Origin of the sequence: Marinobacter salarius, from assembly GCF_032922745.1 — a bacterium.
Lineage (GTDB): Bacteria > Pseudomonadota > Gammaproteobacteria > Pseudomonadales > Oleiphilaceae > Marinobacter.
Genome location: NZ_CP136693.1, coordinates 671,992 through 698,508 on the forward strand (window position 1 = coordinate 671,992; position 26,517 = coordinate 698,508).

Sequence of the window (26,517 nt, forward strand, 5' to 3'; positions counted from 1 at the left end):
TATTGATATCTGGTGACAGTTTGTCTGATTAGCGTTGAGGGTTCAAGCGGCAGCTTCGTCGGCGCTGTCCGGCTGATCACTTTGCATGGATGGCGGGAACTGGATATCCAGGTTTTCCACGGAGAGTTTGCCGGAGATCAGGCGGGGTAGGAGTTGGTTTTTCGTGCGCTCCAACATATCGATTTGCTGTTCCAATTTCTCTGTTTGCTCATAAAACGGCTCAACCAGCTTCACGAACTTTTCCACTATCGGCGTATCTGGAACAAGGTACTTCTGTTTTCCAACGAGATCCGGCTTCAAATGCAGAACATTCGCTCCATTAGCCAACTCCTTCAACGCTTCGGATATTCCGGAATAGCGCAGGTGGGCATAGGTGAAAATATCAGGCCAAGAAAAGGCTGATATTTTCACAACATCCAGAGAGATGATGCCGTCGGTTTCTCCCAAATATGGAACACGCGCAGCTCGACCAATAACCTCTCGGTTCTGTGTCATGTCGGTCACTGCCATAACAACGTCCCCACGGTTCACCTGCTGCCGATCTCGGAACTCACCCCGGAAATACTTTAAACCGTTGCTTCTGTATCCACCACCACGATTGAAGTTCTTGAGGTTGATGAAAGGCCGGCCACCATTCAACTGATCGGATATTTCTTCGCTGGTGTAGGATTTGCCCTTAACGACTTCAAACAAGTCATCGCCTTGTGCCACCACCCAGGAAGCAGGAAGCCCCTTCTCAAACTCCGCCTCCTGCCACCCCGGAAACCGGAACCGGACAAACCACTCGCGGTAGATTTCCTCGGCCATGTTTTCCAGCAGAGTGATGCGGCGTTTGTTGTTTTCGATTAAGTCGTCATAGTGACACAAAATTGCTGCTATCTTTTTCTGGGTGTCCAATGGAACTCTGGGTATAGGCCACTGTTCCAGTACCGCCATATCAAGCTTTTTCGTACCGTGTGCTGCTTCAGAAGCGGAATCTCTAATCGGGTTAGATTGCGATTTGAGATAGTAATATATAAAGGTCCGGTCAAACTCATCACAAGGTATGACCGCCTTTACATCCTGATTAAACGCCATATCCCTCATGGCCATAGAGACGCGGAATTCTTTGGCAAGCGACATGCCTCTCACAACGATGAATGAGGTACCTCTTGGAACCAGCCGACTACCCGCCACAGCGCCTTCTTCAGTTAATGCGTACTCAGTGGTATGTATGCGCTCGGATGTCATCTCTCCAGAAGTAACCCAGGGAATCCGGCCGTTCCAATAGCTCTCAGTGCTTTTATTGGGCGTGCCACCTGAGAGAAATTTCACTACTGATCCGAGGCTAGTAAGCGGCCAACGTTTGCCCGTCAAGGCGCTCATGCATCATCTCCGCACAACTCGTCCAGGCTACTTACGATATCGCGCGTAAGTGCATCTGCCATTCCTGAAAGCTCACGCAACTGGATATTCATTTCCGACAAATCCGAGAGGAACTCCTCTTCTGTCTTCCCGTCCTCTTCAATCACAACACCTACGTACCGACCGGGATTCAGGGAACAATCCTGCTCTTTCACTTCCTCGGGTGTAGCTAACTTGCAAAGACCGGTTACATCCTCGTACTCAGCGTTCGGGAAGCGCTCCTGCAGCCAGTGAATATGCTGGTAATAGGCTTCCGCACTGCGAACTTCCTTGTGCAGCTCTTCCAGCGCATCTTTCAGTCGTCTGGCGTTGCGGTCGGTGGTAGTGCGTTTGCCGGCTTGTCTGGCTTCTTCGACTCTGGCTTTTTCATGCTGGCGTACCACTTTGTCCAGTTGCTTCAGGCCGGTATGAAGTTGCTGGAAGAAAGGATCGAATGTCGCTCTCAATTCCCGCTGGGCACGGTTGGCGGCTTCGATGGCCTCCGATGTGGTCAGGTGCAGGTCGGCGGTTTGGAAGTAGGCATCGCTGGCCTGCTGCAGGGCTTTAAGGCCTTGCCACTGGCTGACCAGTTCGCCCACGGCCTGTTTGCCCTGGGTATCGTCCAGCACGTCCAGTAACTGCTCGCTGACCGGTTCCACTTTTTCAAGGTTGTCCAGCAACTGCTCCATGCCGCTTCGGAAATAGCTGTCGATCAGCCTGATCAAGTCCGCCCGCTTGCCCTTGTGCAGTTTGCTGATGATCGCAATGTTCTGAACCTGTTCCTCGCTGAACTCGCGGTGAGCTTTATCGATAACCGAAAAGATATTGCGGGCATCAATAAACAGGATGCGGTCGTCCTGCTTGTTCTTGTCAAAGAACCAGAGGGTGGCGGGCAGGGTGACCGTGTAGAACATGTTGGACGGCATGGTGAGCACGCCGTAGATCAGGTTGTTCTCAATCAACGTCTGGCGGATGTCCGCCTCACTGTGCCGGGCATCGGAGGCGGAGTTGGCCATGACCAGTGCCGCCCGGCCGCTGTCCGGGGTGCTGTCCTTGAGGGAGGTGGCAAACAGGTTGATCCACAGGTAATTGGCGTTGGGGACGGTTTCCTTTCCCTTCTCGCTGGCTTTGACCTTAGTTTTCTTGCGGGGCAGGCCGTAGGTATTGAAGCGGGGATCGTCCTCCACCGAGGCCAGGGGCACGTCGTCCACGTTGAACGGCGGATTGGCCATCACGAAGTCGAACTTGCCAAAGCCGTCAAACGGGTTTTCGGTATAGCTGTTGGCCTGGCGTATTTCACCCCGCAGGCCGTTGACCGCGAGGTTCATCTTCGCCAGCTTGACGGTGTCCAGGGTCTTTTCCTGGCCGTAGACGTAGAGCTGATCTTCGTCATGGGCTTTGCCCAGTTCATCCAGTTTCTTGCGGTGGCGCTCCACAAATTGCTGGGACTGCACGAACATTCCGGCTGACCCGCAGGCTGGGTCGTATACCGTGCCATGGTGGGGCTCGATGATCTCCACCATCAGTTTGACCACTGAAGTGGGGGTAAAGAATTCGCCACCCTTCTGGCCTTCGCTCAGGGCGAATTTGCCCAAGAAGAACTCATAGATTTTGCCGAAGATGTCGCCATTGGCGTCGGCCGGGATGTTGGAGAAGTTTTTCAACAATTCCGCAAGCAGGGTGTTGCTGGTACGGGTAAGGGCAACGTATTCGTCTTTGGGTAGAATACCATCCAGCTCGGGCTTGTATTCCTCAACGGCTTCCATCGCCTGCTTGATTTTTTTAGCCAGATCTTCCTTCTCGGGAAGCTCGAGCAGGTATTTGTAGCGAGCATGGTCAGGCAGATAGAAACCGCATTTTTCGATCGCAATTTCGGAAATCGGCTTTTCCCGGCGAGTTCCCTGAAGCGCTGCATGCTCCTTGGTGATCGCTGCCTCAGCCCGTTTGTATTTGTTGTCGGCAAATTTCAGGAAGATCAGCCCAAGCACAGGCGTGGCGTATTCGCTGGACTTGAGATCCGAATTAGCCCGCAGGTTATCGGCGGCGGACCAGAGGTCGTCTTCAAGCTGTTTGAGCTGTTCGGCATTCATGATGAAGTGGCATCTCCAGAAACAACCAGTACACAAAATGTGGAGGAGACTCTAAACAACAATGCGCTACAGGGCCATAGCAAACTGTCAAATCGAAAGGTACCCTTGGCGTGTTCAAATCGATTCCCGGCAGAAGACTCACACCCAGGCTCGCCCAGAATGACCATTACAACAAATAATGCTGTTCAACTTGGCAACCTGATGTGCGCCGTAACCGAAGAGGTTCTCTGGTCACCCGCCCGACAATGGGTTCGCGATCAACTCCCCGCCACTACCCTGCTATGCCGTGTCGGCTCGGGCCAGGCCACTTACCATCGTTTTGACCCACGCCTGAAACAACACCAGATCACCTACGGCAAGCGCATGATTATGGATAAGCACCAGCCTGATGCCGTTGGTGGCTGGCTATCCGGGCGGGAGATTCGCCAGAGAGAGTATTTCGGGGGTATGGTCACCACATTGAACCTGCTGGCGCACACCTGTTGCCACGAATTTGCGCACCTACTCCAGCATGTGTCAGGCCAGCGCTACCGGGGCTCCGTCCATAATCAGCATTTCTACCGGATACTGGACGAGCTCCACGCCAGCGGCGGTGCTGAGGCAGCCAGGCGTCATCTCGCCATCCAGGCCGAAAAGGCAGGGCTTGCCGTGCCCGACGATCCTATTGAGGCGCCAGATACACGCCAGCTCATCGCGAACTGGACGATCGGGGATGCGGTGAGCTTTGGCGCCGGCAAACGTGAGCTGGAAGGTCGGATCATCCGGGTGAACCGGAAAACCTGCACCGTGGAGGGCACCGGGCGCAGCCGTGGCTTGCGATACCGGGTCCCCATGGTTCTGTTACGCGCTCTCGCGGACTGATAGCGCAAGCAGGTCGCGCAACTCCGGAATGCAAGACCCGCAATTGGTGCCGCACTTCAGGCTATTACCCAGGGCTTCTACTGACTCCGCCCCTTCGGCGATGGCGCCAGCGATCTGGTTTTCCCCTACCTGAAAGCAGCTACAGATCATGGCACCCGGATCTTCCACGTCGACGTCCCGTGCAGCCAACAGCGCCCGGCGGCTGGAGTCGCAAAGTTCTGTTTCGGCAAAACAGCGATCCAGCCAACTGGTCTCCGGTATCAACGCCGGATCGCTGTCGACCATCAACACCGCTTCCAGTTGCCCGTTGACCAGCCGGGCGGCGCGAAACCGCCCCTGCGCCACATCGGCCATTACCAGATGCGCTTTTCCGCCCAGCCACTCTGTCATCGACGCCGGCCAGTCAACTGGCTGCCGCCCGGCCAGCCACCAACTGTCGCAGTATTGCAGTGGCACCTGGCACCAGTAGTCGGCCTGCCAGCGCCGGGGCCGATTGCGCCTGACCAGCAATCGTGCATGCCAACGGGCGCGGAATGGCGTAATGTCAGCTCGCCCATGTTTGGCCTCCGGCTGGCCCGAAACAGGGTCTGTCACTGACTCGGTAAGCAGTGTTGCAACCCCACTGGACGCAAACTGTCGATTCCAGTGGATGGGTATAAATACCTCGCCACGACGCTGTTCGGGGCTCTTTCGGACTCGCCCCACGTAACCGCCGTCACCGAGGCTCAACCGCGCCAGATGCCCCTCCTTCAGCTGGTGCGCAACCATGTCGTCGGGATGCACGTCCACATAGGGCTCTGAGCGGTGAGTCAGTAGCCGTGGGGTGTTGGCGGTTCGGGTCATGGTGTGCCACTGGTCCCGTATACGGCCGGTATTGACCACCATGGGGTAGTCGTCACTGGTTTGTTGGGCGGGCAATCGGGTGTTGATGGCGACAAAGCGGGCACGCTGGTTGTCGGTGACAAAACGGCCATCGGAAAACAGTCGTGTCGAGCCTTCAGTCTCCACTCCAGCGCCCTCCATAACTGGCCATTGCACCGGGATCAGCGCTTCATAGCCGGCATCTGAAAGGTTAGCCAGCCCGGCAAGGTTAAACAGGCGCTCACCGTTGTTCTCATGGGCGGACAGGGCTGCGTGTTCGCGAAAGATATCCGCTGGCCGCTTATAGTTAAATGCCTCGCCGAACCCCAGTTTTCCGGCCACGGAACTCATGATCCACCAGTCCGGTTTTACTTCCGCGGGCAGGGGTAGGAAGCAACGCTGCCGCGAAATACGGCGTTCCGAATTGGTGACTGTGCCATCCTTTTCCCCCCAGCCAGCGGCGGGTAGGAGGATGTCCGCGAGGTCCGTGGTATCGGTGTGGGCGACGCAGTCTGAAACAATCACGGTGGGACAACGCGCCAAGGCCTCCCGAACCCGGGCCGAATCCGGCAGACTGACCGCCGGGTTGGTTCCCATGATCCAGATCACCCGGATATCACCACGGTGAACCGCCTCAAACATGTCCACGGCCTTGTAGCCCGGACCATCGGCCACCGCACCGGTACCCCAGAAATCCGCCACTCGTGATCGGGCCCCCGGGCTGTCGTAATCCATGTGAGCGGCCAGGGTATTGGCCAGCCCGCCCACTTCCCGTCCACCCATGGCATTGGGCTGGCCGGTCAGGGAGAAGGGCCCCGCTCCGGGCTTACCCACCCGGCCTGTTGCCAGGTGACTGTTAATAATCGCATTGCCTTTATCGGTGCCGGCAATCGACTGGTTTATGCCCTGGGAAAAGCCGGTGACGGTGCGCGGCGTCTGAGCAAACCAGGCATAAAAGGTTTCGACATCCTCCGGCGCAAGATCACACTGCTCTGCGACCGATTCGACGCTTGGGGCCGCCGCCCGTGCACTTGCCAATGCGTTATCGAAACCCTGGCAGTGCGCATCAATGTAGGCCTGATCCAGGCCACCGTGATCGGCGAGCCAACTCAGCAAACCGTTGAACAATACCGTATCCGTACCTGGCCGCAACGCCAGGTGAAGGTCCGCCAGTTCACTGGTGGCGGTGCGGCGTGGATCAATAACAACCACTCGACGCCCATCCCGCGCACTGGCCTTCATACGCTGGTAAAGCACCGGATGCGCCCACGCGGCGTTACTGCCAGCCAGAACCAGCAGGTCCGCCAGCTCCAGGTCCTCATAGCAACCCGGAACCACGTCCGCCCCAAAGGCCCGTTTGTGAGCAGCCACAGCCGACGACATGCAAAGCCGGGAGTTGGTATCCACATGAGGTGTGCGAATGAACCCTTTGGCCAGCTTGTTGGCGACGTAGTAGTCCTCGGTCAGCAACTGGCCCGACAGGTAAAAGGCCACCGACTGTGGGCCGTGAGTCTTGACGCTGTCCTGTATCGCATGCGCCACCTCGTCCAGCGCCTGCTCCCATTCGCTGCGGCGACCCCTGACAATCGGGAACAGCAACCGTCCGTCTTCCTGGCCGGTGGTTTCGTGAAGGCTGGCACCTTTCACACACAGGCGCCCCTTGTTCGCAGGGTGGTCTTTGTCCCCGGCCACCGGTGTGCCGCCGTCGGAATAGGCCATCACGCCACAGCCTACCCCGCAATAGGGGCAGGTGGTATGAACCGGGTCCGGGCCAGTAGTGTTGAGTAAGTCCACGGTGTCTCCTGAGTGTTACACGCACAAAAAAGCCCGCAATGTCCGGAACTCCCTGAACAGGCAGGAACCGGGCATGCGGGCTTCGTTGCCAGCATTCAGTACCGGGATCAAGTAACCCCGGGCCTGGCAGTTTATGGTTGGCGTGTCAGCTTTCGCTACAAACGTTTCCCAAAGCCCGTGCAAATCCAGGGCCACTCCCGGAGAAAACCGGCCAGCAGGTGTTTCAGCAAACTCTGGGACCGCTCAATACCCCCGTGCCAGGAGTCATAACAGTGCAAAACGCTCAAAAACGCCCAATCAGAGCGCACAGTTAACGAATAAAAATATTTGCCCATGACCTTGAGAAACGGCTATTCCCCTGCTCGCAAGGCACTTCCCGTGACCCTGGCAAATTTATTGCAACGACACTGATGGAACCGTTTTGCTGACAGCGTTAAAGAGAAAGGCATCCAATGCCTGTACATCGAGGAAACCATCATGAATTCGCCAGAACCCCTTCGCATCCTTCTGATCGACAAGGACCCCGAACGGGCAAGCCAGGTTTGCCAGGCGCTCAGACATGAGGGCCATGAAGTCATTCGCCAGCGCCCGGATGCTACCGGCCTGACCGCAGCGGTTGCCCGCGACCAGCCGGACATGGTGATCATTGATATGGACTCGCCCGACCGGGATACCCTGGAGAACATGAGTACCCTCAACACTCACGCACCCCGGCCCATCGTGTTCTTCGCCGACCAGCCCGGTGACCGCGCCACCATCCATGCCGCAGTGAAGGCGGGGGTCAGCGCCTACGTTGTCGACGGCATACAGCCGGACCGGGTTCGCTCGATCATTGACTCAGCCGTAGCGCAGTTCGAGTCCTTTCAGGCACTGAGGGCCGAGCTGGAGGAAACCCGCTCGGCACTGGAAGACCGCAAGGTTATTGAGAAAGCCAAAGGTCTGATCATACGGCATGAGAACTGCGATGAAGAAACAGCCTATCGTATGCTGCGCAGCTCTGCCATGGAGCACAGCGAACGCCTGGCAGTGATGGCGGGGCGCGTTATCAAGCTGTTGGAAAGACGTAGTCAGGGATCGGTCGGTGCCATCCAGAAAGCATCCTGATCAACGCTTTTAGGAGCATCCATGGTTCGTCCAACCCCGCTTCACAAGCATCCCGGATTCAATGTCCGCCTCGGCTTTGTGCCACTGCTGGATAGCGCGCCACTGATTGTTGCGCGAGAGCTGGGGCTGTTTGATGCCGAAGGGCTGGACGTGGAACTGGTGCGCGAAGGCTCCTGGGCGTCATTGCGCGACAAGGTCAGCTTTGGCCTGCTGGACGGCGGCCACATGCTGGCGCCAATGCCGCTGAGTATGTCCCTGGCGACCGACCGCCCCAAAGTGCCCGTTGTGGTCGGCATGGTGCTGAGCCGCAACGGCAACGGGATTACCCTCAGCGCTCGGCTGCATCACGAACTGATCCATTCAGCCACGGATCTGGAGAACCCCATTGCCACCGCTCGCGCGCTGATACGCGTGGCCAGGGGCAGGGGCGAGCCAATACGATTGGCCTCCGTGGCGCCCTGGTCCAGCCATGATCTTCAGCTCCGGGACTGGCTGGCCTCTGCCGGGCCAGATGCGGAACAGCACGTGCAGATCATCCCGGTATCCCCGATACAGATGGTGGATGCGTTTCGATCAAACACCATCGAAGGCTGCTGCGTCGGTGAGCCCTGGAACAGCTTGCTGGAGTACGAGAAGCTGGGGCATATTCTCCATTCCGGCCACCAGATCTGGCAGAACGCCCCGGAAAAAGTTCTGGGTATGCGCGCCGACTGGACGGAGCAGCACGAGGTGATGCACCGGCACCTGTTGCGGGCACTGCTTGCAGCCTGTCAGTGGCTGGACAACCCTCACAACCACGGCCTGCTACGGGACATCCTGGCCAGGCCCGAGTATCTGGGAGAACAGATCAACGTGCTGGATAACCACCCGTACAGTCTGTTCCATCCGCGATTGCATCAACACTTTTTTCGCCACTCCGCCAACTTCCCCTGGCTGTCACAAGCCCATTGGCTGGCAACCCGCCTGACGCTCCGGGGTCAACTCGGCCCGGTGGACGGCGCCATGGTTCGTCAGGTCGTCCGGCCGGATCTGTTCCGCAACGCCGCAGCTTCCATGGGCATTGACGCACCGGTTATCGACAGCAAGACCGAGGGCCGGCACCAACTCCCCTTTACCCTGTCGGGGCGCTACGGCCCCGTGGATGTTGCCAGCGACCGCCTGTTGGGAGAGCACCTCCACGACTGGCTGGCCGACAACCCCATGGCTACGCCCAATAAAGAAGCGTCACGCACTAAAACAGCCACGAAATCCCGCCCTCAATAACACTCATTTTTGTGTTCATTTATTATTATTTATAAATATCAATAATTTAAAAACATGGCACGCAGACTGCTTTGTCAACATGGACGATCTTGCATTCACTGCGCGTGTAAACAGCAGTGACGAAAACTGACAGAACATCAGGCATTGAGGCCTGCGCCCCGGAAACGGGGGGCAGGCTTTTTTTTGTCTGAATAATACTCCGGGAGAGCACCATGCAACTGAGAACACTGGCAGCGACATTCTTGATCTTGACGGCGGCGTGCTCTGCACACGCCGACATCGGCCCGGCCGAAAAGCCGGACCTGAAACTCGGTTTCATCAAACTGACGGACATGGCGCCACTGGCCATTGCCTGGGAACAGGGATTTTTCCTGGATGAAGGCCTGTTCGTGGAACTCGAAGCCCAGGCCAACTGGAAAGTCCTGCTCGACGGCGTTGTGACCGGCACTCTTGATGGCGCCCACATGCTGGCAGGCCAGCCACTTGGTGCGACCATTGGCTACGGCACCCAGGCGGACATCATCACCGCCTTCAGTATGGACCTGAACGGCAACGGCATTACCGTATCGAACGATGTCTGGGAGCAAATGCGCCCACACATTGAAGACGGCAGCGACGGCAATCCCGCTCATCCGATCAGCGCCACTGCTCTGAAACCGGTCATCGACCAATACCGTGACAAGGGCGAGCGTTTTCGCATGGGCATGGTTTTCCCGGTGTCCACCCACAACTACGAGCTTCGTTACTGGCTCGCTGCAGGCGGCCTGAACCCGGGCTTTTACGCCCCACAGCGTGGTGACACCAGCGGCAACATAGACGCCGACGTTCACCTGTCGGTCACGCCGCCACCGCAAATGCCGGCCACCATGGAAGCGGGCACCATTCAGGGCTATTGCGTGGGTGAGCCCTGGAACCAGCAAGCGGTGTTCAAAGGCATCGGTGTGCCGGTCATCACCGACTACGAGATCTGGCCCAACAACCCTGAGAAAGTGTTCGGCGTTACCGAAGACTGGGCCGAGCAGTATCCCAACACCCATCTCCGGCTGCTCCGTGCACTGATCCGCGCCGCCCACTGGCTGGATGAAAATGACAACGCCAACCGTGAAGAGGCGGTGAAAATCCTGTCCCGCTCAAGCTACGTGGGGGCCGACGAGGAAGTGATCGCCAACTCCATGACCGGCACCTTCGAGTACGAGAAAGGCGACGTACGCAAGGTACCGGACTTCAACGTGTTCTTTCGCTACTACGCCACCTACCCGTATCCCTCCGATGCCATCTGGTACCTGAGCCAGATGCGTCGCTGGGGCCAGATTGCCGAGCCGAAGTCCGACGACTGGTATATGGAAACCGCAGCCAAGGTCTATCGCGCGGATATCTACAAGGAAGCGGCCCGAACCCTGATTGAGGACGGCACGCTCAAGGCGGAGGATTTCCCGGACCTGGATGCGGAAAACTTTGCGCGCCCGCACCAGGGCGAGCTGATCGACGGCGTGGCCTTCACTCCGAGGGAACCGAACGCCTACATCGACAGCTTTGAGATTGGCCTGAAAGGCTCGCAAACCCCTTAAGACTTGAGTGTCAGGAGACATCACATGACCACGCTCAGCCAGACCGATTCATTATCATCAGGCCAACGCTGGCTCCGTGCGCTGATAGAAAAGTTGTTCGGCCAGAACCTGGCCGAAACCTTCCGCCAGCTGCTGCTGCCAGCCATCGGTATCGCGCTGTTCCTGGGGTTCTGGCACCTGGCCGCGCCCCAGGTGCAAACATCGCTGGGCGCCTTCCCGGCCCCTGCCGATGTGTTGGAGCAGTCTGGGCAATTGTGGCAGGAGCACAGCAACCAGCGAGACCGGGCCGCCCAGTTTGTCACCATGCAGGAGGAGCGCAACGAACGCATCCTGGCAGAGAACCCGGGCGCGGAGGTGAAAATCCGCGACTATCCCGGCGCACCCACGTTCATCGACCAGATCTTCACCAGCCTCGGCACCGTGCTGGCCGGTTTTGTGCTGGCCACCATCATCGCCGTGCCGCTGGGTATCATTATCGGCCTGAACCGCCACTTCTCGGCGGCCATCAATCCTCTGATCCAGATCTTCAAGCCGGTATCGCCACTGGCCTGGCTGCCGCTGGTCACGATGGTGGTCTCCGCCACGTATGTCAGTGATGACCCGATGTTCGAGAAGTCGTTCCTGACATCGATGATCACCGTCACTTTGTGCAGCCTCTGGCCGACGTTGATCAACACGAGCGTTGGGGTTTCAGCGGTAAATCCCGATCTTTTAAACGTTTCAAAAGTGCTGCAACTGTCATTCTGGACTCACGTTCGCAAGGTCGTGTTGCCGTCATCTGTTCCGATGATCTTCACCGGCCTGAGAGTGTCCCTGGGCATCGCCTGGATGGTTCTCATAGCGGCCGAAATGCTGGCTCAGAGCCCCGGCCTCGGAAAATTTGTCTGGGACGAATTCCAGAATGGCAGCAGTGAATCCCTGAGCCGAATAATGGTGGCGGTACTGGCCATCGGTTTTATTGGCTTCCTTCTTGATCGAATCATGTTGTTGATTCAGAAGCGGGTTGCCTGGAACGAGTAGCCTCTGACTTTGGTGAAGGCCGCACCGGGCGGTATTGGCCTCCCGGGACACGCGGTGAATACGTCCCTGTACGCTCGACAAAAACATCCATGTTTTTGACGGTCCCGGGAGGCCAATACCGCCCGGCGCTCCGCAAGTTTTGAGGAGATTGTTATGAGTAAGTCGCATCTTGAATTGACCAATGTGCAGATGGCCTTTGATACAAAAGATGGGCCATTCGTAGCACTGGAAAACGTCGACCTGAAAATTCGTAAAGGCGAATTCGTTTCACTGATTGGCCACTCCGGTTGCGGTAAGTCCACTGTGCTGAATATTGTGGCCGGCCTGCTTCAGGCTACCCGCGGTGGCTGTGTGCTGGACGGGCATGAGGTGAACACACCGGGGCCGGAACGGGCGGTGGTGTTTCAGAATCACTCGTTAATGCCCTGGCTGACGGTGTATGAAAACGTTGAGCTGGCCGTTCAGCAGGTATTCCGCAAATCCATGAGCAGAGCGGAACGGAAAGAGTGGATTCTTCACAATCTGAAACTGGTCAACATGGACCACGCTCTGGATAAACGCCCCGGAGAGATCTCTGGGGGTATGGCCCAACGGGTCGGGATTGCCCGGGCACTGGCGATGAAGCCCAGCGTACTGTTGATGGACGAGCCTTTTGGCGCACTGGACGCGCTGACGCGTGCCCACCTGCAGGATTCGCTGATGAAAATTCAGCAGGACCTGAACAGCACGGTGATCATGATTACCCACGATGTGGACGAGGCGGTGCTGCTGTCGGACCGCATTGTGATGATGACCAACGGGCCGGCTGCCACCATCGGGGAGGAGTTGCACATTGAGCTGGAGCGCCCCCGCAACCGGGTCACCCTGGCCGACCATCCAGAATATGTGCGCTACCGTCAGGCGGTATTGTCCTTCCTGTATGAAAAACAGCGCTTCCCCGGCAAAGGCGAGGATGAACAGGATAAGCCCACCGCTGAAGCCGAAGCGGCGTCGCAGGAAGACAGCTCACCGGATGTCGATAACGAGCATTCTGAGAGCCCGGTTCGCCGCATTGCATGAAATCAAACGGAGAAGCTCGCGCCCTTCAGAAGCACTCATCCGGTGCACGTCGCCCTGTCAGAGCGCACAGTTTTCGGGCCAAGCTCAAAGCGATATCTTTCAACTTACTGTAAATAAAGGACTAATAATTTTGGCACGGCGTTCGCTACTGTAGATACAGGGAAGAATGTCCCGGCTAAGGATCGGCCGGACCATCAGATCATTGTTGTTGGCATTGGCGCCGGACCATCGAGTTCCTTCGGGAATCAGATGCTCCGGCTTTTTTCGTTTCGGGCACAAGAAGGGCACCACGATCATGAGCGCAAAGGCAGAACAGACTCTCGTTATCTGCGGGCACGGCATGGTGGCCCAGCGTCTGCTCGAAAAACTGGTTGCTCAGCCGCATCGGCCTTTTACACGCATTGTGGTGTTCAATGGCGAGGCAAGCCCTGCCTACAACCGCATCCAGCTTTCGGCCCTGCTGGCCGGCGATGCCAACGAAGACAGTCTGCAATTGCAGCAACCGGACTGGTATCAGCACAACAGCATCACCGTGCACCAGGGGGATCCCGTTACCGCCATTGACCGGGAAGAACGCACGGTTACCACTGCCAGCGGGCGGACTCAACACTACACCAGCCTGGTGCTGGCCACCGGTTCCCGCTCCGCCAGTCTTGGCCTGGAGGGCGAGGGCCTGGAGGGTGTCATGGGTTTTCGTGACCTGAAAGACACCCGCCAGCTGATCCACACCAGCCAGCACCAACGCCGCGCGGTGGTCATCGGTGGCGGTTTCCTGGGTCTGGAGGCGGCTGAAGGCCTGCGCAGCCGGGGTATGGCGGTTACCGTTCTGCACCGCGGCAGTCATCTGCTGAACCGACAACTGGACGAGACCGGCGGCGCGCTGTTGAAACAGGCCCTGACCGAACGCGGCCTGGCAATTCGCACTCAAACGTCCCCAGTGGCCCTTCTCGGTCGCAACCTGGTGAGGGCTGTGCAACTGGATGATGAAACCCTGATCAGCACCGACCTGGTGGTGATTGCCGCCGGAATTACACCAAACACTGAACTGGCACGGGAGGCAGGTCTGGATTGCGAACGCGCCATCTGCGTGAACCCGCAACTGCAAACCAGCGACCCGTACATCTATGCCCTGGGGGAATGCTGCCAGCTGGAAAACCAGACCTTCGGGCTGGTAGAGCCGGGCTACCAACAGGCCGATGTGCTGGCACAGGTGTTGTGTCACTCCGACAGCGAAGCTGCCTTCGAGCCATCCACCATCCCGACGCGCCTGAAAATCAGCGGCATCCCGATATTTTCCTGCGGCCAGACCGAGGCAGGCCCCGACACCGAATCCGTGGTCTGGCAGGACTACGACACCAATCGCTACTGCCGCCTGCTGATTCGCGACCAAAGACTCACAGGCGCCGTGCTCTTCGGTGAAACCAGCGACGGCCCCTGGTACAGCGAACGCATTCAACAGGCCGATGACATCAGCCCTTACCGGGCCCATCTGGCCTTTGGCAAGCACTACTGCGAAGCCGCGTAAAGCGGCCGGGAACAGAGAGAGGAATTACCATGAGCAAGAAAACCCTGATCGTGATTGGCAACGGCATGGTCGGCCACCATTTCCTGGAACAGTTGGTGGAAACCCCGGCAGCGGCCGACTTCGACATCAAGGTGTTTGGTGAAGAGAAACTGCTGGCGTATGACCGGGTTCACCTGTCCGAGTACTTTGGTGGTTCCACCCATGCCGACCTGGCCATGGGCACCGCCGACTGGTACGCCGAGAACCACATCGACCTGCGCCTGAGCGAACAGGTAACCGGCATCGACCGCGCCAATCAAACCATTACTACACCGATGGGCGATTACGCCTACGACGAACTGGTGCTGGCCACCGGTTCCTATCCGTTCGTGCCGCCCATCAAGGGCAACGAGCACCCCCATTGCCTGGTGTATCGCACCCTGGAAGACCTCGACAGCATCCGTGCCAGCGCCGACGGTGTTAAAACCGGCGTAGTGGTGGGCGGTGGCCTTCTGGGTCTGGAAGCAGCGAATGCACTCAAGAGCCTGGGCCTGGACGCCCACGTGGTGGAATTTGCACCCCGGCTGATGCCGGTGCAGCTCGACAGCGACGGCGGTGCCCTGCTCAAACGCAAAATTGAGGAGTTGGGTGTGCAGGTACACACCGAGAAAGCCACCACTGAAATCGTTGAAGGCGAAGAAGCCCGCCTGCGGATGAATTTCAGTGACGACACCCATTTGGAAACCGACCTGATCGTGTTCTCCGCCGGCATCCGCCCCCAGGACGCCCTGGCCCGTTCCAGCGAACTGGCCATGGGTGAACGCGGTGGCATTGTCATCAACGACCAGTGCACCACCTCCGACCCCCACATCCACGCCATTGGCGAGTGCGCGCTGTGGAGTGAGAAGATTTTTGGCCTGGTGGCACCGGGCTACACCATGGCCCGCACCCTAGCCTCCGTGCTGAATGGTGACCGTGAGGCCGCCTTTACCGGCGCCGACATGAGCACCAAGCTCAAGCTGTTGGGTGTGGATGTCGGCTCGATCGGCGATGCCCATGCCCAGACGCCGGGCGCCCGCAACATCCGCTTTAACGATGAGCAGGTCGGTCATTACCGCCGCATGGTGATCAGCGAGGATGGCAAGACCCTGCTGGGCGCCATCCTGGTGGGCGACAACAGCCACTACGATACCTTGCTGCAATACGCGTTGAACGGCATTGAGCTGCCGGAGAACCCGGAGACCCTGATCCTGCCGGAAAGCCAGGGCGGTGCTCCCGCGCTGGGCCCGGATGCCCTGCCGGAAACCGCCTCGATCTGCTCCTGCCACAACGTGTCCAAGGGTGATATCTGCGGCGTGATCGATGCCGGCTGTACCGACCTTGCCGGTGTTAAGGCAGAAACCAAGGCCAGCACCGGCTGTGGCGGCTGCGCAGCGCTGCTGAAAAACGTGGTGGACAGCGAACTGGAAAAACGCGGCGTGGAAGTCAGCAAGGACATCTGTGAGCACTTCCCGTACAGCCGCCAGGACCTGTTCAATATCGTGAAGGTCAATGGCATCCGCACCTTCCGGACATTGATCCGTGATCACGGCAAGGGCCATGGCTGCGATATCTGCAAACCGGCCGTCGCGTCCATCCTTGCCACCTGCTGGAACGAGCACATCCTGGCCACCGACCACGTGCCCCTGCAGGACACCAACGATACCTTCATGGCCAATATGCAGAAGAACGGTACCTACTCCATCGTGCCCCGGGTGCCGGGCGGCGAAATCACCCCGGACAAGCTGATTGTGCTGGGTGAAGTGGCCAAGGAATACAACCTGTACACCAAGATCACGGGCGGTCAACGGGTGGACCTGTTCGGCGCCACCCTGAGCGAACTGCCCGAAATCTGGGAAAAACTCATCGCCGCCGGCTTCGAAACCGGCCACGCCTACGGCAAGTCCCTGCGTACGGTGAAGTCCTGCGTCGGCAGCACCTGGTGCCGCTACGGCGTGCAGGACAGTGTGGGCATGGCGATTTTTCTGGAGAACCGCTACAAGGGCCTGCGTTCCCCCCATAAGCTCAAGATGGCGGTGTCCGGCTGCACCCGCGAATGTGCGGAAGCCCAGAGCAAGGACATCGGCGTGATCGCCACCGAGAACGGCTGGAACCTTTACGTGTGCGGCAACGGCGGCATGCGTCCGCGCCACGCGGATTTGTTTGCCACGGATTTGTCCGACGAGGAACTGATCAGCGCTATCGACCGGGTGTTGATGTTCTACGTGCGCACCGCGGACCGTCTGCAACGCACCAGTGTGTGGATGGAGAACCTGGAAGGTGGCCTGGATTATCTGAAGCAGGTGGTCCTGGAGGACAGCCTGGGTATTGGCCAGGAGCTGGAGCATCACATGGCGGATCTGGTGGATACCTATCAGTGCGAGTGGAAGACGGCGGTCGAGGATCCTGAGAAGCGGAAGCGGTTCCGGGAGTTTGTGAATGCTCCGGAGAAGAAGGATCCGGTTCAGGAGTGGACTACCGAACGTGATCAGCGTCGGCCTCTGCTTGAGGAGGAGCCTGCTTAAGGCTGGGGCCCGGGGTGGAGCGCGGGGGTACGTAATAATTTTCCTTGGGAAAAGAACTCGCTGCGCTCAGACACCTTTTCCTGGCGGAAAATTATTACGTACCCCCACGCTCATCGGGTCACGAGCTTTCGCTGGTTAAACACACATCACATCAAGAGTTAACGCCGCAGGCGAACTTGAACGAAATTGGAGAACGTTATGAAAGCACGCACTTCCTGGGACGTTGTTTGTACCGTTGATGACCTTGTGCCCGAGTCCGGCGTTGCGGTCTGGACGGAAGACGGGCCGGTGGCGGTGTTTTATCTGCCGCATCGATTGCCGGCGTTGTTTGCGATCAGTCATACCGATCCGTTTACCGGTAAGAACGTGCTGGCGAGAGGGATTACCGGGGATCTGAAAGGGCAGCCGGTGGTGGCGTCTCCGTTGTACAAGCAACACTTCAACCTGCAGACCGGCCACTGCCTCGAGGACGAAGAAGTAGCCGTGAAAACCTACCCGGTCCTGTTGGACGGCAACAACGTCCGGATAGAAATCCCGGTGGCCAACAAAGAATCAGCCGTGGCATAGACTAGAAGTCAGCTCCCGGCAGGCTAGGCAGCAGACCGACGACGCCAACCAAGCACGAATACAGTAAGCGCCGGCAAGAAGGTAACGGTCACTGTAGCCGCACCGGCCAGCCCGAACAGAACGATAGCGCCCACTCCTCGATAGAGTTCGGTACCTTCACCGGGGATGAACACCAGCGGCGACAGCCCGCAAATGGTGGTCAGGGTGGTCATAGCTATCGGCCTCAGGCGGGTTTCCACCGCGCCGATGACCGCATCCACCACTGAAATATCCCGGTGCCTCAGGTTCTGCCGGGCCTGCTCCACCACCAGGATCGGGTTGTTCACCACGGTGCCCATCAGGATCAGGAAACCCAGCATGGTGATCATGTCGAAGGGTTGGCTCAGGGGCAGCAGGCCGATTTTCGGTAACAGCCCACCCACCAGGTTCATCAACGCCAGTCCTACGATGCCGCCGGCGACGCCAAGAGGAATCGCTGTAAGAATCAAGAGCGGGAAGCCCCAATGGGCAAAGATGGCTACCAGCAGCAGATAAACGATCACCACCGCAATCATGAAATTTCCGCTCAGGGCATCGCGGGTGGCATTGAGTTGGTCGCTGGCGCCGGAGATGTTGATGGCGACGCCTGCTGGCAATTCACCGCTGTCGCGCATGGCGTTCAGCAGTTCCGTGCGAACCCGTTCGACTCCGGCTTCCAGAGGCACATCATCCGGCGGAATCACGTTGAGGGTGACGGTACGGCGGCCGTCCAGACGGCGCACCGTGCTGGTGTCTACGGTTTCCTCAATGGTTGCCAGGCTCGACAACGGCAGAGTCGCGCCCTCGGGAGTGTGCACCATCACATCCGGCAATGCGTCGAGACTGGTGTCCCGGCCTTCACTGCCGTACAGGTAGATGTCGATCTTGTCGTCGTCCAGGAAAAAGTCGTCAACATAGGAGCCTTCGGTCAGCGATGCCACCGTGAAACCAATCGCTTCTGTGCCCAGGCCGAGTTCCGCTGCCCGATCCCAATTCGGGCGCACCTGGATTAACGGTTGGGCCAGGGAAAGCGTGGCCGGGCGGGTCTGGATGCGGGGGTTGTCAAATATGCGCCGGGCGCGGCCGTAGGCGATGTTGGCCACCTTGTAGATCGACACCAGATCCGGCCCGGAGATATCCAGGTTGATACTGCGGGTGCCGCCATCATTGCTGGAAATAATGGAGCCCTTGGCGGCAAACGCCCGCATGCCGGGAAATTTCTCATAAAAACCGGTGATCTGATCCATCAGCACATCGATGTGCCGGGCGTTAACCGTTTCCGCGATGATCCTCACATTTGTGGGGCTCACCTGCATGTTCAGATAGGCTAGGGGCGGTATCGGGGTTTCGCCGCTTTCGTAGGCCTCAGGGTCCGCCTGCACATGGGGCAGAAAGTGGTCTTCCACCTGTTTGGCGATGCTCTCCATTTCCGCCAGGTTGTAGCCGGGCGGCGCGTTCATGGAGGCGAAGGTTTTTGGTTCTTCACCTTCCGGGAGGTATTCGGCAGGCGGCGTCAGAAAAACGATAATCCAGAAACTCAGCGCCACCGTGCCGAGAATGACCACAAGCCGCCTGACCGCACCGCTGACCATCCAGCGCACGGCAGCGACAATCCTGGTCGCCCAGCCCGGTGCCACCACATTGCCATACTGGTCGGTATCACCCATGCGAGCGCCAAAATCCAGCCGCGCACTGAGGGTGGGAATCAGCGTGACCGCCACCAGCATGGACGCGAAAATCGCAGCCGAAATCGCGATGGCCACGTCGGAATACAGCTGTCCGGCTTCCTCTTCGATGAACAGGATCGGCAGGAACACCAGGATGGTCGTCATGGTGGAGGCCAGTACCGCGGGCCAAACCTCCTGAACTCCCTTCAGGGCCGACTCGAACCGGTCCAGCCCCAGGCGCCGGTGCCGCTCGATGTTCTCCAGTACCACGATACTGTTGTCCACGGTCATACCGATGGCAAAGGCGACGCCGGCCAGGGAAATCACATTGATGGTACGGCCTGTGATCATCAGCCCAAGAAAGGCCGCAATCGCACACAAAGGAATGCCCACCACCCCTACGAACGTAGCCCGGGACGATCTCAGAAACAGAAACATCACCAGAGTGGCAAAGACCGCACCGATACCCAGGTTGGTCCAGACATTGGCAACCGAGGCTTCCACATAGCGAGCGTCATCAGCGGTGAGCGCCAGTTGCATACCCGCCGGATTCAACACGTCCCGGTTGATGATCTCCACTTGCTCCAGCATCGCCCGCTTGATGTCGATGACGTTGGAACCGCTTTCACGCCGCACCTGAAGGCCCAGCACGCGCTGGCCGTTGATGTAGGACAGTTCGCGGATACGGGCATGGTCCTGGCGTACCGTCGCCACGTCGGACAGGCGCACCACGCTGTCACCGGTTCGTGACACCACCAGGTTGCGCAGCTCCTCAAGATCGCGGAATCGCCCAACTGTTCTCAGCAGGTAGCGCCGCTTACCAGCGTTCACCTCGCCCCCGGACACATCCTGATTGCGGCTGGTGATCGCATCCTGCAGGTCCAACAGGCTCAGGCCACGCTGCGCCAGTTCTGCTTCGTCCACAGTGATCTGCATCTGGCGGTCCGCGCCGCCGCCCACCGTCACTTCCGAGACCCCTGACACGCTTTCCATCCTGGGGCGAACGCGGTCCTCCACGAAGTCCCGCATCAGATCGATATCCAATTCCCGGGGGTTGTCGGGCAAGGTGGATACGCGGAAGTACATGAACGCATTGGAAGAAAACGACGCTGCAACAATCCGGGGCTCATCCACGTTGCGCGGATAGTCCGACACCTGGCTGAGGGCGTTGTTGACCTGTATCAGGGTCTCGGTGATATCAACACCGAAGGGGAACTCCAGCTCGATTTCCGCCACACCACTGGACGCAGTGGCAATCATCTCGCTGAGATTGGGGACGTTGCGCAGATAGCGTTCCTGCTCAATCAGGATTTCTTTCTCGATATCCTGGGGCGTTGCGCCCGGCCACCGGGTTTCGACGGTGACGGTCCGGACTTCCAAATCCGGAATCATCTGCACCGGGATACGAAGGGCAGCGGCAGCACCGATCACGGCGATAATCAGGGTTACCACGGTCACCAGGGTGCCGTGGCGGATCACTCCCGCGAACATCAGTCGGCTCCCCTCTCAGCCAACTTTACCCTGGCACCTTCCTCAAGGGATTCGTTACCCCGCACCACGACTTGCTCATCGCCTTTCAAGCCGTTGAGGATTTCCACCCGATTCTGGAAGCTGGCCCCGATATCCACCCGCTTTTCGCGGACCTCGTACAGCTCATCCCCCGCGGGCTCGGCAATCCAGACCGTCACTCGGCCCTCCGGGTAACGATTGATGGCATCTCTGGACACGGTCAGCCCATGCTCACCCGTGGAAACCCGAAGCGTCGCCTGCACCGCCATGCCCGGAAGCACCGCCAGCGAATCCGGGCCGCTGGCTCTCAGCAGAAACGTCCGGGCCCGGGAATCGCTCACCGGAACCAGCGACGATATGGTGGCAGGCACCGGCTCCTCAGCCGCACCATCAACGCTTATCAGCAGCTCCGAGTCGTCGCCGATGCGTTGGTAATAATTCTGGGGCACCTGGAAATCCAGCCTCAGATTAGTGATGTCCACCAGCGTCAGGAGTTCATCGCCGGGGGTGACCCATTCGCCCAGGTCACTGGCTCGGTTGGACACAACGCCCTCAAACGGTGCCTCTATTCTGTGTCGTTGCAGTAACACCTGACGACGCCGCTCTTCTGCCTGGAGGCGAGCAAGGGTCGCTTCGAGGGCCGCTGCTTCGCTCTCCCGGGCACTGACTTCGGTCGCAGCAATGTTCCGCCCCGCTCCCACGGAACGGGCTTCAGCCAGCCTGCGTTGCGCCTCTTCGAATCGTGCACGCGCCTCAGCCACCTCTGCCCGGGCGCTGGACAGCTCATACCCGGCCTGTTCCTTATCCAGGCCCAGCAACAGGTCACCACGGGAAACCCGGTCGCCGGTTTCCACCCGAACCTCGTCCACAAGGCCCGCCACGGCCGTGGACAGCCCCGAGGTGCGCAGGGCATTTACCGTGCCGTTCAGAGTCACTTCACTGATGATGTCGGAGGATACGACCTCTTCCAGTTCAACCCCTGGCCGATCCTGTGCCTGCACAGAAACAGAGCAAAAAAGAACCACCACAACGCAAAAATGCCTGACCATGAATTTCACTGAATTGTTCCTTCGGATTCCCTACGCGCCGACATCGGCGCCAAATTTGATCACCCGACCCTGCCTCAGAGCTACGCTTCCCATCCACGGACAGACCAGTTATCGAAGCGGTTTCGGGCCCGATCAGCCAACGCCAGCGCTTCCACCAGACCTGAAATGCTGCAACACTGACTACCTGACAACAACCACAATAATGCGAGATCCATTCTGTGAGTGCACTGAGCCCTGTAGACCAGGTTTTCCTGTGGCTGGAAAAACGCCAGCAGCCCATGCACGTTGGCGGCCTGCAGCTGTTCTCGTTCCCCGAGGATGCACCGGATGACTATGTGGCCCAACTTGCGGACCAGTTGCGGGAAGAAACCATCGTCACACCTCCCTTCGACAGGCGCCTGGGCAGTCGGTTCGGCCAACCGGTCTGGGTGGAAGACGAACAACTGGACCTGGAGCATCATTTCCGCTTTGAGGCTCTGCCCACGCCAGGCCGGGTCCGGGAGTTGTTGTCGTTTGTCTCCGCTGAACACAGCCACCTGATGGACCGGGAACGGCCCATGTGGGAGTTCCACCTCATTGAAGGCCTGAAAGACCGGCAGTTCGCCGTTTACACCAAGGTACACCACTCCCTGGTGGATGGCGTGTCTGCCATGCGCCTGTTCCAGCGCATGCTGTCACAGGACCCGGAGCAGCGGGGCATGCCGCCGATCTGGTCTCTGCCGCGCCGCAGCCGCAGCGGTGACGGCGATGAAGGCCCGTCGATGTGGCGCAACGTTGCCCATCTGCTCGGGGAATCGGGTAAACAGCTGGGCACGGTTCCGGCGGTCACCAAGGCGCTGCTGAACACCGTTAACCGGGCCCGCAAGGACCCGGCCTACGATTCCATCTTCCACGCGCCGCGCTGCGTCCTGAACGGCAAGATCACCGGCTCCCGCCGTTTTGCGGCCCAGTCCTATGATCTGAAACGCATCCGTGCCGTATGCACCGCCTTCGGTACAACGGTTAACGACGTGGTCATGACCATGTGTGCCACGGCACTGCGAACCTACCTGATGAATCAGGACGCGTTGCCGGAAAAACCGCTGGTCGCCATGGTACCGGTTTCCCTGCGCACGGATGACAGCTCCGGGGGCAACCAGGTGGGTATTATCCTCGCCTCCCTGGGCACCCACCTGAACGACGCGGCTGAGCGGCTGCGCTATATCCACGAAGACGTGAAAGCCTCCAAACAGCGCTACGCGGCCATGTCCCCGGAAGAAATCCTGAATTACACGGCGCTGCTGCTGGCCCCGGCGAGCTTCAACCTGCTAACGGGGCTGGCGCCGAAGTGGCAGACCTTTAACGTGGTCATTTCCAACGTACCAGGGCCGAAGGAGCCCAGCTACTGGAACGGCGCGAGGCTTGAGGGCATGTATCCGGTGTCCATCGCCATGGACCGGATTGCCCTGAACATGACCTTGACCAGCTACTGCGATCAGGTGGAATTCGGGTTGATCGGCTGCCGCCGCACCCTGCCCAGCCTGCAGCGCATGCTGGATTATCTTGAAGAGGGCCTGACCGAGCTGGAGCAGGCGGCTGGGCTGTAACGCCTAGCCGAACTTCACTTCCTGATTCCGCTCCGAGATCTGGCTGTTCAGTGTCCAGAAATCATAAAGCACACCCACCAGGAACAGACCGCCCGTCAGCAAGTAAATGATTCCGGTGATCCACTTGCCCATGTACATCCGGTGGATACCAAATACGCCAAGGAAGGTCAGTAGAATCCAACCGATGTTGAAACTGACCTCGCCCTCACGGAACCGGTGATCCGCCTCCCGATCCATGGCCGGTATCAGGAACAGGTCGATGATCCAGCCAATGAACAGCAACCCCAGGGTGAAAAACCAGATAGTGCCGGTGATGGGCTTGCCGTAGTAGAAGCGGTGCGACCCCAGGAAACCGAAGATCCAGAGCAGGTAGCCGATGAGTTTGCTGTGGGTGTCCTGATTGTCTGCCATTTGCGTTCCTTTTGGCTCGGGTTTTGGCGTGAGACTTGGCCAAAACCGACAATAGATCAATCAGATGCAGGCTTCAAACAAAGCTCGCGTGTTTTCCGCTGTCATCTTCACCGGGTTGCCACCGGCACTTGGGTCTTCAAGCGCCATTCTGGTCATTTCCTCAATGCGATCCGTCCCCACACCCATGTCCCTCAAACGCTCCGGCACGCCAAGGGATTCCCGCAACGTCATGATGAACTGGGTGAACCCGTCAAAGCCATTGGCAATGCCCAGGTAGCGGGTAATGTCGTCGACCCGGTTTTCGATCGCTGGTCGGTTCATGGTGATGACCGACGGCAGCACCACGGCGTTGGTCATGCCATGGTGGGTGTTATAGATCGCGCCAACCGAATGGGAGACGGCGTGGGTCGCCCCCAGGCCCTTCTGGAAGGCTACCGCACCCATGGCGGCGGCGACCAGCATCTGCCCGCGAGCCTCGATATCGGCGGCATCCGCATACACCCGGTGCAGATTTTCCTTCACCAGCCGCATGCCCTCCAGCGCAATACCCTGGCTCATGGGGTGGAAGTTGGGGGAGCAGAAGGCTTCAAAACAGTGGATAAACGCATCCATGCCGGTTCCCGCAGTGATAAATGGCGGCATACCAACCGTCAATTCGGGGTCGGAGATCACAATCGATGGCAGTATTCGGGGATGAAAAATGATCTTTTTGACGTGGCTCTGACTGTTGACGATGACGCTGGCTCGACCGACCTCCGACCCAGTGCCTGCGGTCGTTGGTACGGCGATGATGGGGGCAATCGCATCGGCATCCGCGCGTTTCCACCAGTCACCAATATCCTCAAAGTCCCACACCGGCCGGGTCTGACCGGCCATGAAGGCCAGCAACTTACCCAGGTCCAGACCGGACCCTCCGCCGAAGGCGATCACTCCGTCGTGGTTGCCATCGAGGAAGACCTTTCGGCCCGCTTCCATGTTGATTTCCGTGGGGTTGGGGTCCACCTCCGAAAACATGGCTCGCCCGAGGCCGGCCTGTTCCATTAAATCGAGCGTCTGGTGGGTGATGGGCAGGTTTGCCAGCCCCCTGTCGGTCACCAGCAGTGGCCGTCTGATGCCCGCCTCCGCACAGCATTCGCCAAGTTCAGCGATGCGACCGGCGCCAAAACGGATATCGGTGGGATAGGACCAGTTTGCGGAGAGTGTCATTATCAGCCCCTCGTCAGAGAATCGGGTTGTCTGTTGATCCGGATGTCAGTTCACCGGTTTTTTCAGGTAATACGATTTCGGGCGCGTCAGGTTGTGGTAGCCGATGACCGAAAGCCCACCACCGCGACCGGTGTTCTTGCAGCCGGTCCAGCAAAGCGCCGGGTCCAGGTAATCACAACGGTTCATGAACACCGTGCCGGTTTCAATCTCGTCGGCCACGCGCGTGGCGCGTTCACTATCTCTGGTCCACAGGGACGCGGTCAGGCCGAACTCGCTGTCGTTCATCAGTGCGACCGCTTCAGCGTCATCTTTGACTTTCATGATGCCAACCACCGGGCCAAAGGACTCCTCCCGCATGACCCGCATGGAATGGTCCACGTCGATAAGGATCTGCGGCATCAGATAGGCGCCGCCCTGATCAGGGAAGAGCTCGGGGCCGATCAGTGCCCTGGCACCACTGGCAACGGCCTCTGCCGTCTGCTCCCGGACATGGTCGGCAAAGCGGACATGCGCCATCGGGCCGAGCGTTGTGTCTCTGTCCAGCGGATTGCCAAGCCGGTAGCTGCTGACGATGGCAACGGCTTTCTCAACAAACGCATCGAACAGGTTCTCGGCGACGTAAATGCGCTCAATGCCGCAGCAGCACTGGCCGGCATTGAACATGGCGCCGTCGATCAATGTCTCCACGGCGGCATCCAAATCCGCATCGTCCATTACATAACCGGGGTCCTTACCGCCAAGCTCCAACCCTACGCCGGTGAACGTGCCAGCAGCAGCTCGTTCGATGGCCTGCCCCCCATTCACCGAGCCGGTAAAGTTCACGAAACCGAAGGCTTTTTCCGCGATCAGCGCGGACGTGGTCTCGTGGGACAGGAACACGTTCTGGAAAATCTCGCGGGGGACGCCGGCAGCATGGAACGCCTCCGCGATGTGCTCACCGACCAGGGGCGTTTGTGACGCGTGTTTGAGAAACACCGCGTTACCGGCAATCAGGGCAGGAACGACCGTGTTCACCGCCGTCATGTAGGGATAGTTCCAGGGCGCGACAACCAACACCGCGCCGTGAGGTTCGCGCCGAATGTAGCGATGAAAGGAGGCGCTGTTTTCAATCTCGATGGGGGCAAGCCCTTCTTCCGCCAGATCGGCCATCATTCCGGCACGCTCATCCACGCCGCCGAACTCGCCGCCGTAGCGCACGGGCCGCCCCATCTGCCAAGCCAGTTTTTCCACGATGTCGTCGTTCATGTCACCCAGCCGGGCGATGCCGTCGCGAACCCGCTGAACCCGCTCTGACAATGGCAGGGCGGCCCAGTCCGGCTGCGCGTTTTTTGCCCTGGCGACGGCCTCCCGCGCGGCTTCCAGAGAAAGCGTTGTGCGCTCCACGTACACGGAACCATCGATGGGCGATATGCATTGAATGGGTGTGCTCATAG

At 58.9% G+C, this 26,517-nt stretch carries 18 protein-coding genes; 10 read left to right on the top strand and 8 right to left on the bottom strand.

All coding sequences use genetic code 11. From position 1 onward, the window contains the following. Positions 1 to 42: 42 nt before the first annotated feature. Complete coding sequence (locus R1T46_RS03155) at positions 43 to 1,365, bottom strand: restriction endonuclease subunit S (protein ID WP_081899189.1); 1,323 nt, start codon at positions 1,363 to 1,365, stop codon at positions 43 to 45. After that, positions 1,362 to 3,473, bottom strand: coding sequence for an N-6 DNA methylase (locus R1T46_RS03160; RefSeq protein ID WP_036201986.1), 2,112 nt, complete (start codon positions 3,471 to 3,473; stop codon positions 1,362 to 1,364). The genes R1T46_RS03155 and R1T46_RS03160 overlap by 4 nt, the downstream gene beginning before the upstream one ends. A 159-nt stretch (positions 3,474 to 3,632) precedes the next feature. Here R1T46_RS03160 and R1T46_RS03165 point away from each other — a divergent pair, with 159 nt between their 5' ends. Next, entirely contained in the window at positions 3,633 to 4,334 is a 702-nt protein-coding gene (locus R1T46_RS03165) for a hypothetical protein (RefSeq protein ID WP_317307303.1), read from the top strand. Here the strand turns inward: R1T46_RS03165 and R1T46_RS03170 are convergent. Next, on the bottom strand, positions 4,314 to 6,989 hold the full coding sequence (locus R1T46_RS03170; protein ID WP_317307304.1) for a nitrate reductase: 2,676 nt from the start codon (positions 6,987 to 6,989) through the stop codon (positions 4,314 to 4,316). The genes R1T46_RS03165 and R1T46_RS03170 overlap by 21 nt on opposite strands. 477 nt (positions 6,990 to 7,466) lie before the next feature. Between R1T46_RS03170 and R1T46_RS03175 the strand changes: the two genes are divergently transcribed. From R1T46_RS03175 to nirD, 8 genes are all read left to right on the top strand, one after another. Further along, complete coding sequence (locus R1T46_RS03175; RefSeq protein WP_317307305.1) at positions 7,467 to 8,093, top strand: ANTAR domain-containing response regulator; 627 nt, start codon at positions 7,467 to 7,469, stop codon at positions 8,091 to 8,093. Between the two features lie 21 nt (positions 8,094 to 8,114). After that, entirely contained in the window at positions 8,115 to 9,356 is a 1,242-nt protein-coding gene (locus tag R1T46_RS03180; RefSeq protein ID WP_317307306.1) for a CmpA/NrtA family ABC transporter substrate-binding protein, read from the top strand. 212 nt (positions 9,357 to 9,568) lie between these two features. Further along, a complete protein-coding gene (locus tag R1T46_RS03185) occupies positions 9,569 to 10,924 on the top strand; it encodes a CmpA/NrtA family ABC transporter substrate-binding protein (protein WP_317307307.1) in 1,356 nt (451 codons plus the stop codon). A gap of 24 nt (positions 10,925 to 10,948) precedes the next feature. After that, on the top strand, positions 10,949 to 11,944 hold the full coding sequence (locus R1T46_RS03190; protein WP_317307308.1) for an ABC transporter permease: 996 nt from the start codon (positions 10,949 to 10,951) through the stop codon (positions 11,942 to 11,944). A gap of 189 nt (positions 11,945 to 12,133) precedes the next feature. Then, positions 12,134 to 13,003 (top strand): ABC transporter ATP-binding protein, encoded by an 870-nt coding sequence (locus R1T46_RS03195; RefSeq protein WP_227544339.1) that lies wholly within the window; start codon positions 12,134 to 12,136, stop codon positions 13,001 to 13,003. A gap of 295 nt (positions 13,004 to 13,298) precedes the next feature. Further along, positions 13,299 to 14,528, top strand: coding sequence for an NAD(P)/FAD-dependent oxidoreductase (locus R1T46_RS03200; RefSeq protein WP_317307309.1), 1,230 nt, complete (start codon positions 13,299 to 13,301; stop codon positions 14,526 to 14,528). Between the two features lie 29 nt (positions 14,529 to 14,557). Continuing rightward, positions 14,558 to 17,071 (top strand): nitrite reductase large subunit NirB, encoded by a 2,514-nt coding sequence (gene nirB, locus R1T46_RS03205; protein WP_317307310.1) that lies wholly within the window; start codon positions 14,558 to 14,560, stop codon positions 17,069 to 17,071. Between the two features lie 198 nt (positions 17,072 to 17,269). Continuing rightward, positions 17,270 to 17,638, top strand: a complete 369-nt coding sequence (gene nirD / locus R1T46_RS03210; protein ID WP_317307311.1) for a nitrite reductase small subunit NirD — start codon at positions 17,270 to 17,272, stop codon at positions 17,636 to 17,638. A gap of 23 nt (positions 17,639 to 17,661) precedes the next feature. Here the strand turns inward: nirD and R1T46_RS03215 are convergent, their stop codons facing one another. Together R1T46_RS03215 and R1T46_RS03220 are read right to left on the bottom strand one after the other, a co-directional pair. Continuing rightward, positions 17,662 to 20,814: an efflux RND transporter permease subunit gene (locus R1T46_RS03215; protein WP_317307312.1), complete on the bottom strand. Its 3,153-nt coding sequence runs from the start codon at positions 20,812 to 20,814 to the stop codon at positions 17,662 to 17,664. Further along, positions 20,814 to 21,881, bottom strand: coding sequence for an efflux RND transporter periplasmic adaptor subunit (locus R1T46_RS03220; protein ID WP_317308255.1), 1,068 nt, complete (start codon positions 21,879 to 21,881; stop codon positions 20,814 to 20,816). The genes R1T46_RS03215 and R1T46_RS03220 overlap by 1 nt, the downstream gene beginning before the upstream one ends. Before the next feature lie 218 nt (positions 21,882 to 22,099). On the opposite strand from R1T46_RS03220, the gene R1T46_RS03225 reads away from it, so the two are divergent. Beyond that, positions 22,100 to 23,467, top strand: coding sequence for a wax ester/triacylglycerol synthase family O-acyltransferase (locus R1T46_RS03225; RefSeq protein WP_317307313.1), 1,368 nt, complete (start codon positions 22,100 to 22,102; stop codon positions 23,465 to 23,467). A 3-nt stretch (positions 23,468 to 23,470) separates the two neighbouring features. Here R1T46_RS03225 and R1T46_RS03230 read toward each other — a convergent pair whose 3' ends face one another. Genes R1T46_RS03230 through R1T46_RS03240 form a run of 3 tightly spaced genes read right to left on the bottom strand, consistent with a single transcriptional unit; the run spans position 23,471 to position 26,515 of the window. Then, complete coding sequence (locus R1T46_RS03230; RefSeq protein ID WP_041332848.1) at positions 23,471 to 23,878, bottom strand: NINE protein; 408 nt, start codon at positions 23,876 to 23,878, stop codon at positions 23,471 to 23,473. 60 nt (positions 23,879 to 23,938) lie between these two features. Then, positions 23,939 to 25,084: an iron-containing alcohol dehydrogenase gene (locus R1T46_RS03235; RefSeq protein ID WP_317307314.1), complete on the bottom strand. Its 1,146-nt coding sequence runs from the start codon at positions 25,082 to 25,084 to the stop codon at positions 23,939 to 23,941. 45 nt (positions 25,085 to 25,129) lie between these two features. Further along, complete coding sequence (locus R1T46_RS03240; protein ID WP_317307315.1) at positions 25,130 to 26,515, bottom strand: aldehyde dehydrogenase family protein; 1,386 nt, start codon at positions 26,513 to 26,515, stop codon at positions 25,130 to 25,132. Positions 26,516 to 26,517 lie beyond the last annotated feature (2 nt).

Excerpts from the sequence above, each read along its gene's own strand:
- R1T46_RS03165 (WP_317307303.1), top strand. The coding sequence starts at position 3,633 with ATGACCATTACAACAAATAATGCTGTTCAACTTGGCAACCTGATGTGC.
- R1T46_RS03155 (WP_081899189.1), bottom strand. The coding sequence starts at position 1,365 with ATGAGCGCCTTGACGGGCAAACGTTGGCCGCTTACTAGCCTCGGATCA.
- R1T46_RS03240 (WP_317307315.1), bottom strand. The coding sequence starts at position 26,515 with ATGAGCACACCCATTCAATGCATATCGCCCATCGATGGTTCCGTGTAC.
- R1T46_RS03190 (WP_317307308.1), top strand. The coding sequence starts at position 10,949 with ATGACCACGCTCAGCCAGACCGATTCATTATCATCAGGCCAACGCTGG.
- R1T46_RS03230 (WP_041332848.1), bottom strand. The coding sequence starts at position 23,878 with ATGGCAGACAATCAGGACACCCACAGCAAACTCATCGGCTACCTGCTC.
- R1T46_RS03215 (WP_317307312.1), bottom strand. The coding sequence starts at position 20,814 with ATGTTCGCGGGAGTGATCCGCCACGGCACCCTGGTGACCGTGGTAACC.
- R1T46_RS03175 (WP_317307305.1), top strand. The coding sequence starts at position 7,467 with ATGAATTCGCCAGAACCCCTTCGCATCCTTCTGATCGACAAGGACCCC.
- R1T46_RS03235 (WP_317307314.1), bottom strand. The coding sequence starts at position 25,084 with ATGACACTCTCCGCAAACTGGTCCTATCCCACCGATATCCGTTTTGGC.
- R1T46_RS03180 (WP_317307306.1), top strand. The coding sequence starts at position 8,115 with ATGGTTCGTCCAACCCCGCTTCACAAGCATCCCGGATTCAATGTCCGC.
- nirD (WP_317307311.1), top strand. The coding sequence starts at position 17,270 with ATGAAAGCACGCACTTCCTGGGACGTTGTTTGTACCGTTGATGACCTT.
- R1T46_RS03185 (WP_317307307.1), top strand. The coding sequence starts at position 9,569 with ATGCAACTGAGAACACTGGCAGCGACATTCTTGATCTTGACGGCGGCG.
- R1T46_RS03160 (WP_036201986.1), bottom strand. The coding sequence starts at position 3,473 with ATGAATGCCGAACAGCTCAAACAGCTTGAAGACGACCTCTGGTCCGCC.
- R1T46_RS03220 (WP_317308255.1), bottom strand. The coding sequence starts at position 21,881 with ATGGTCAGGCATTTTTGCGTTGTGGTGGTTCTTTTTTGCTCTGTTTCT.
- R1T46_RS03200 (WP_317307309.1), top strand. The coding sequence starts at position 13,299 with ATGAGCGCAAAGGCAGAACAGACTCTCGTTATCTGCGGGCACGGCATG.
- R1T46_RS03195 (WP_227544339.1), top strand. The coding sequence starts at position 12,134 with ATGGCCTTTGATACAAAAGATGGGCCATTCGTAGCACTGGAAAACGTC.
- nirB (WP_317307310.1), top strand. The coding sequence starts at position 14,558 with ATGAGCAAGAAAACCCTGATCGTGATTGGCAACGGCATGGTCGGCCAC.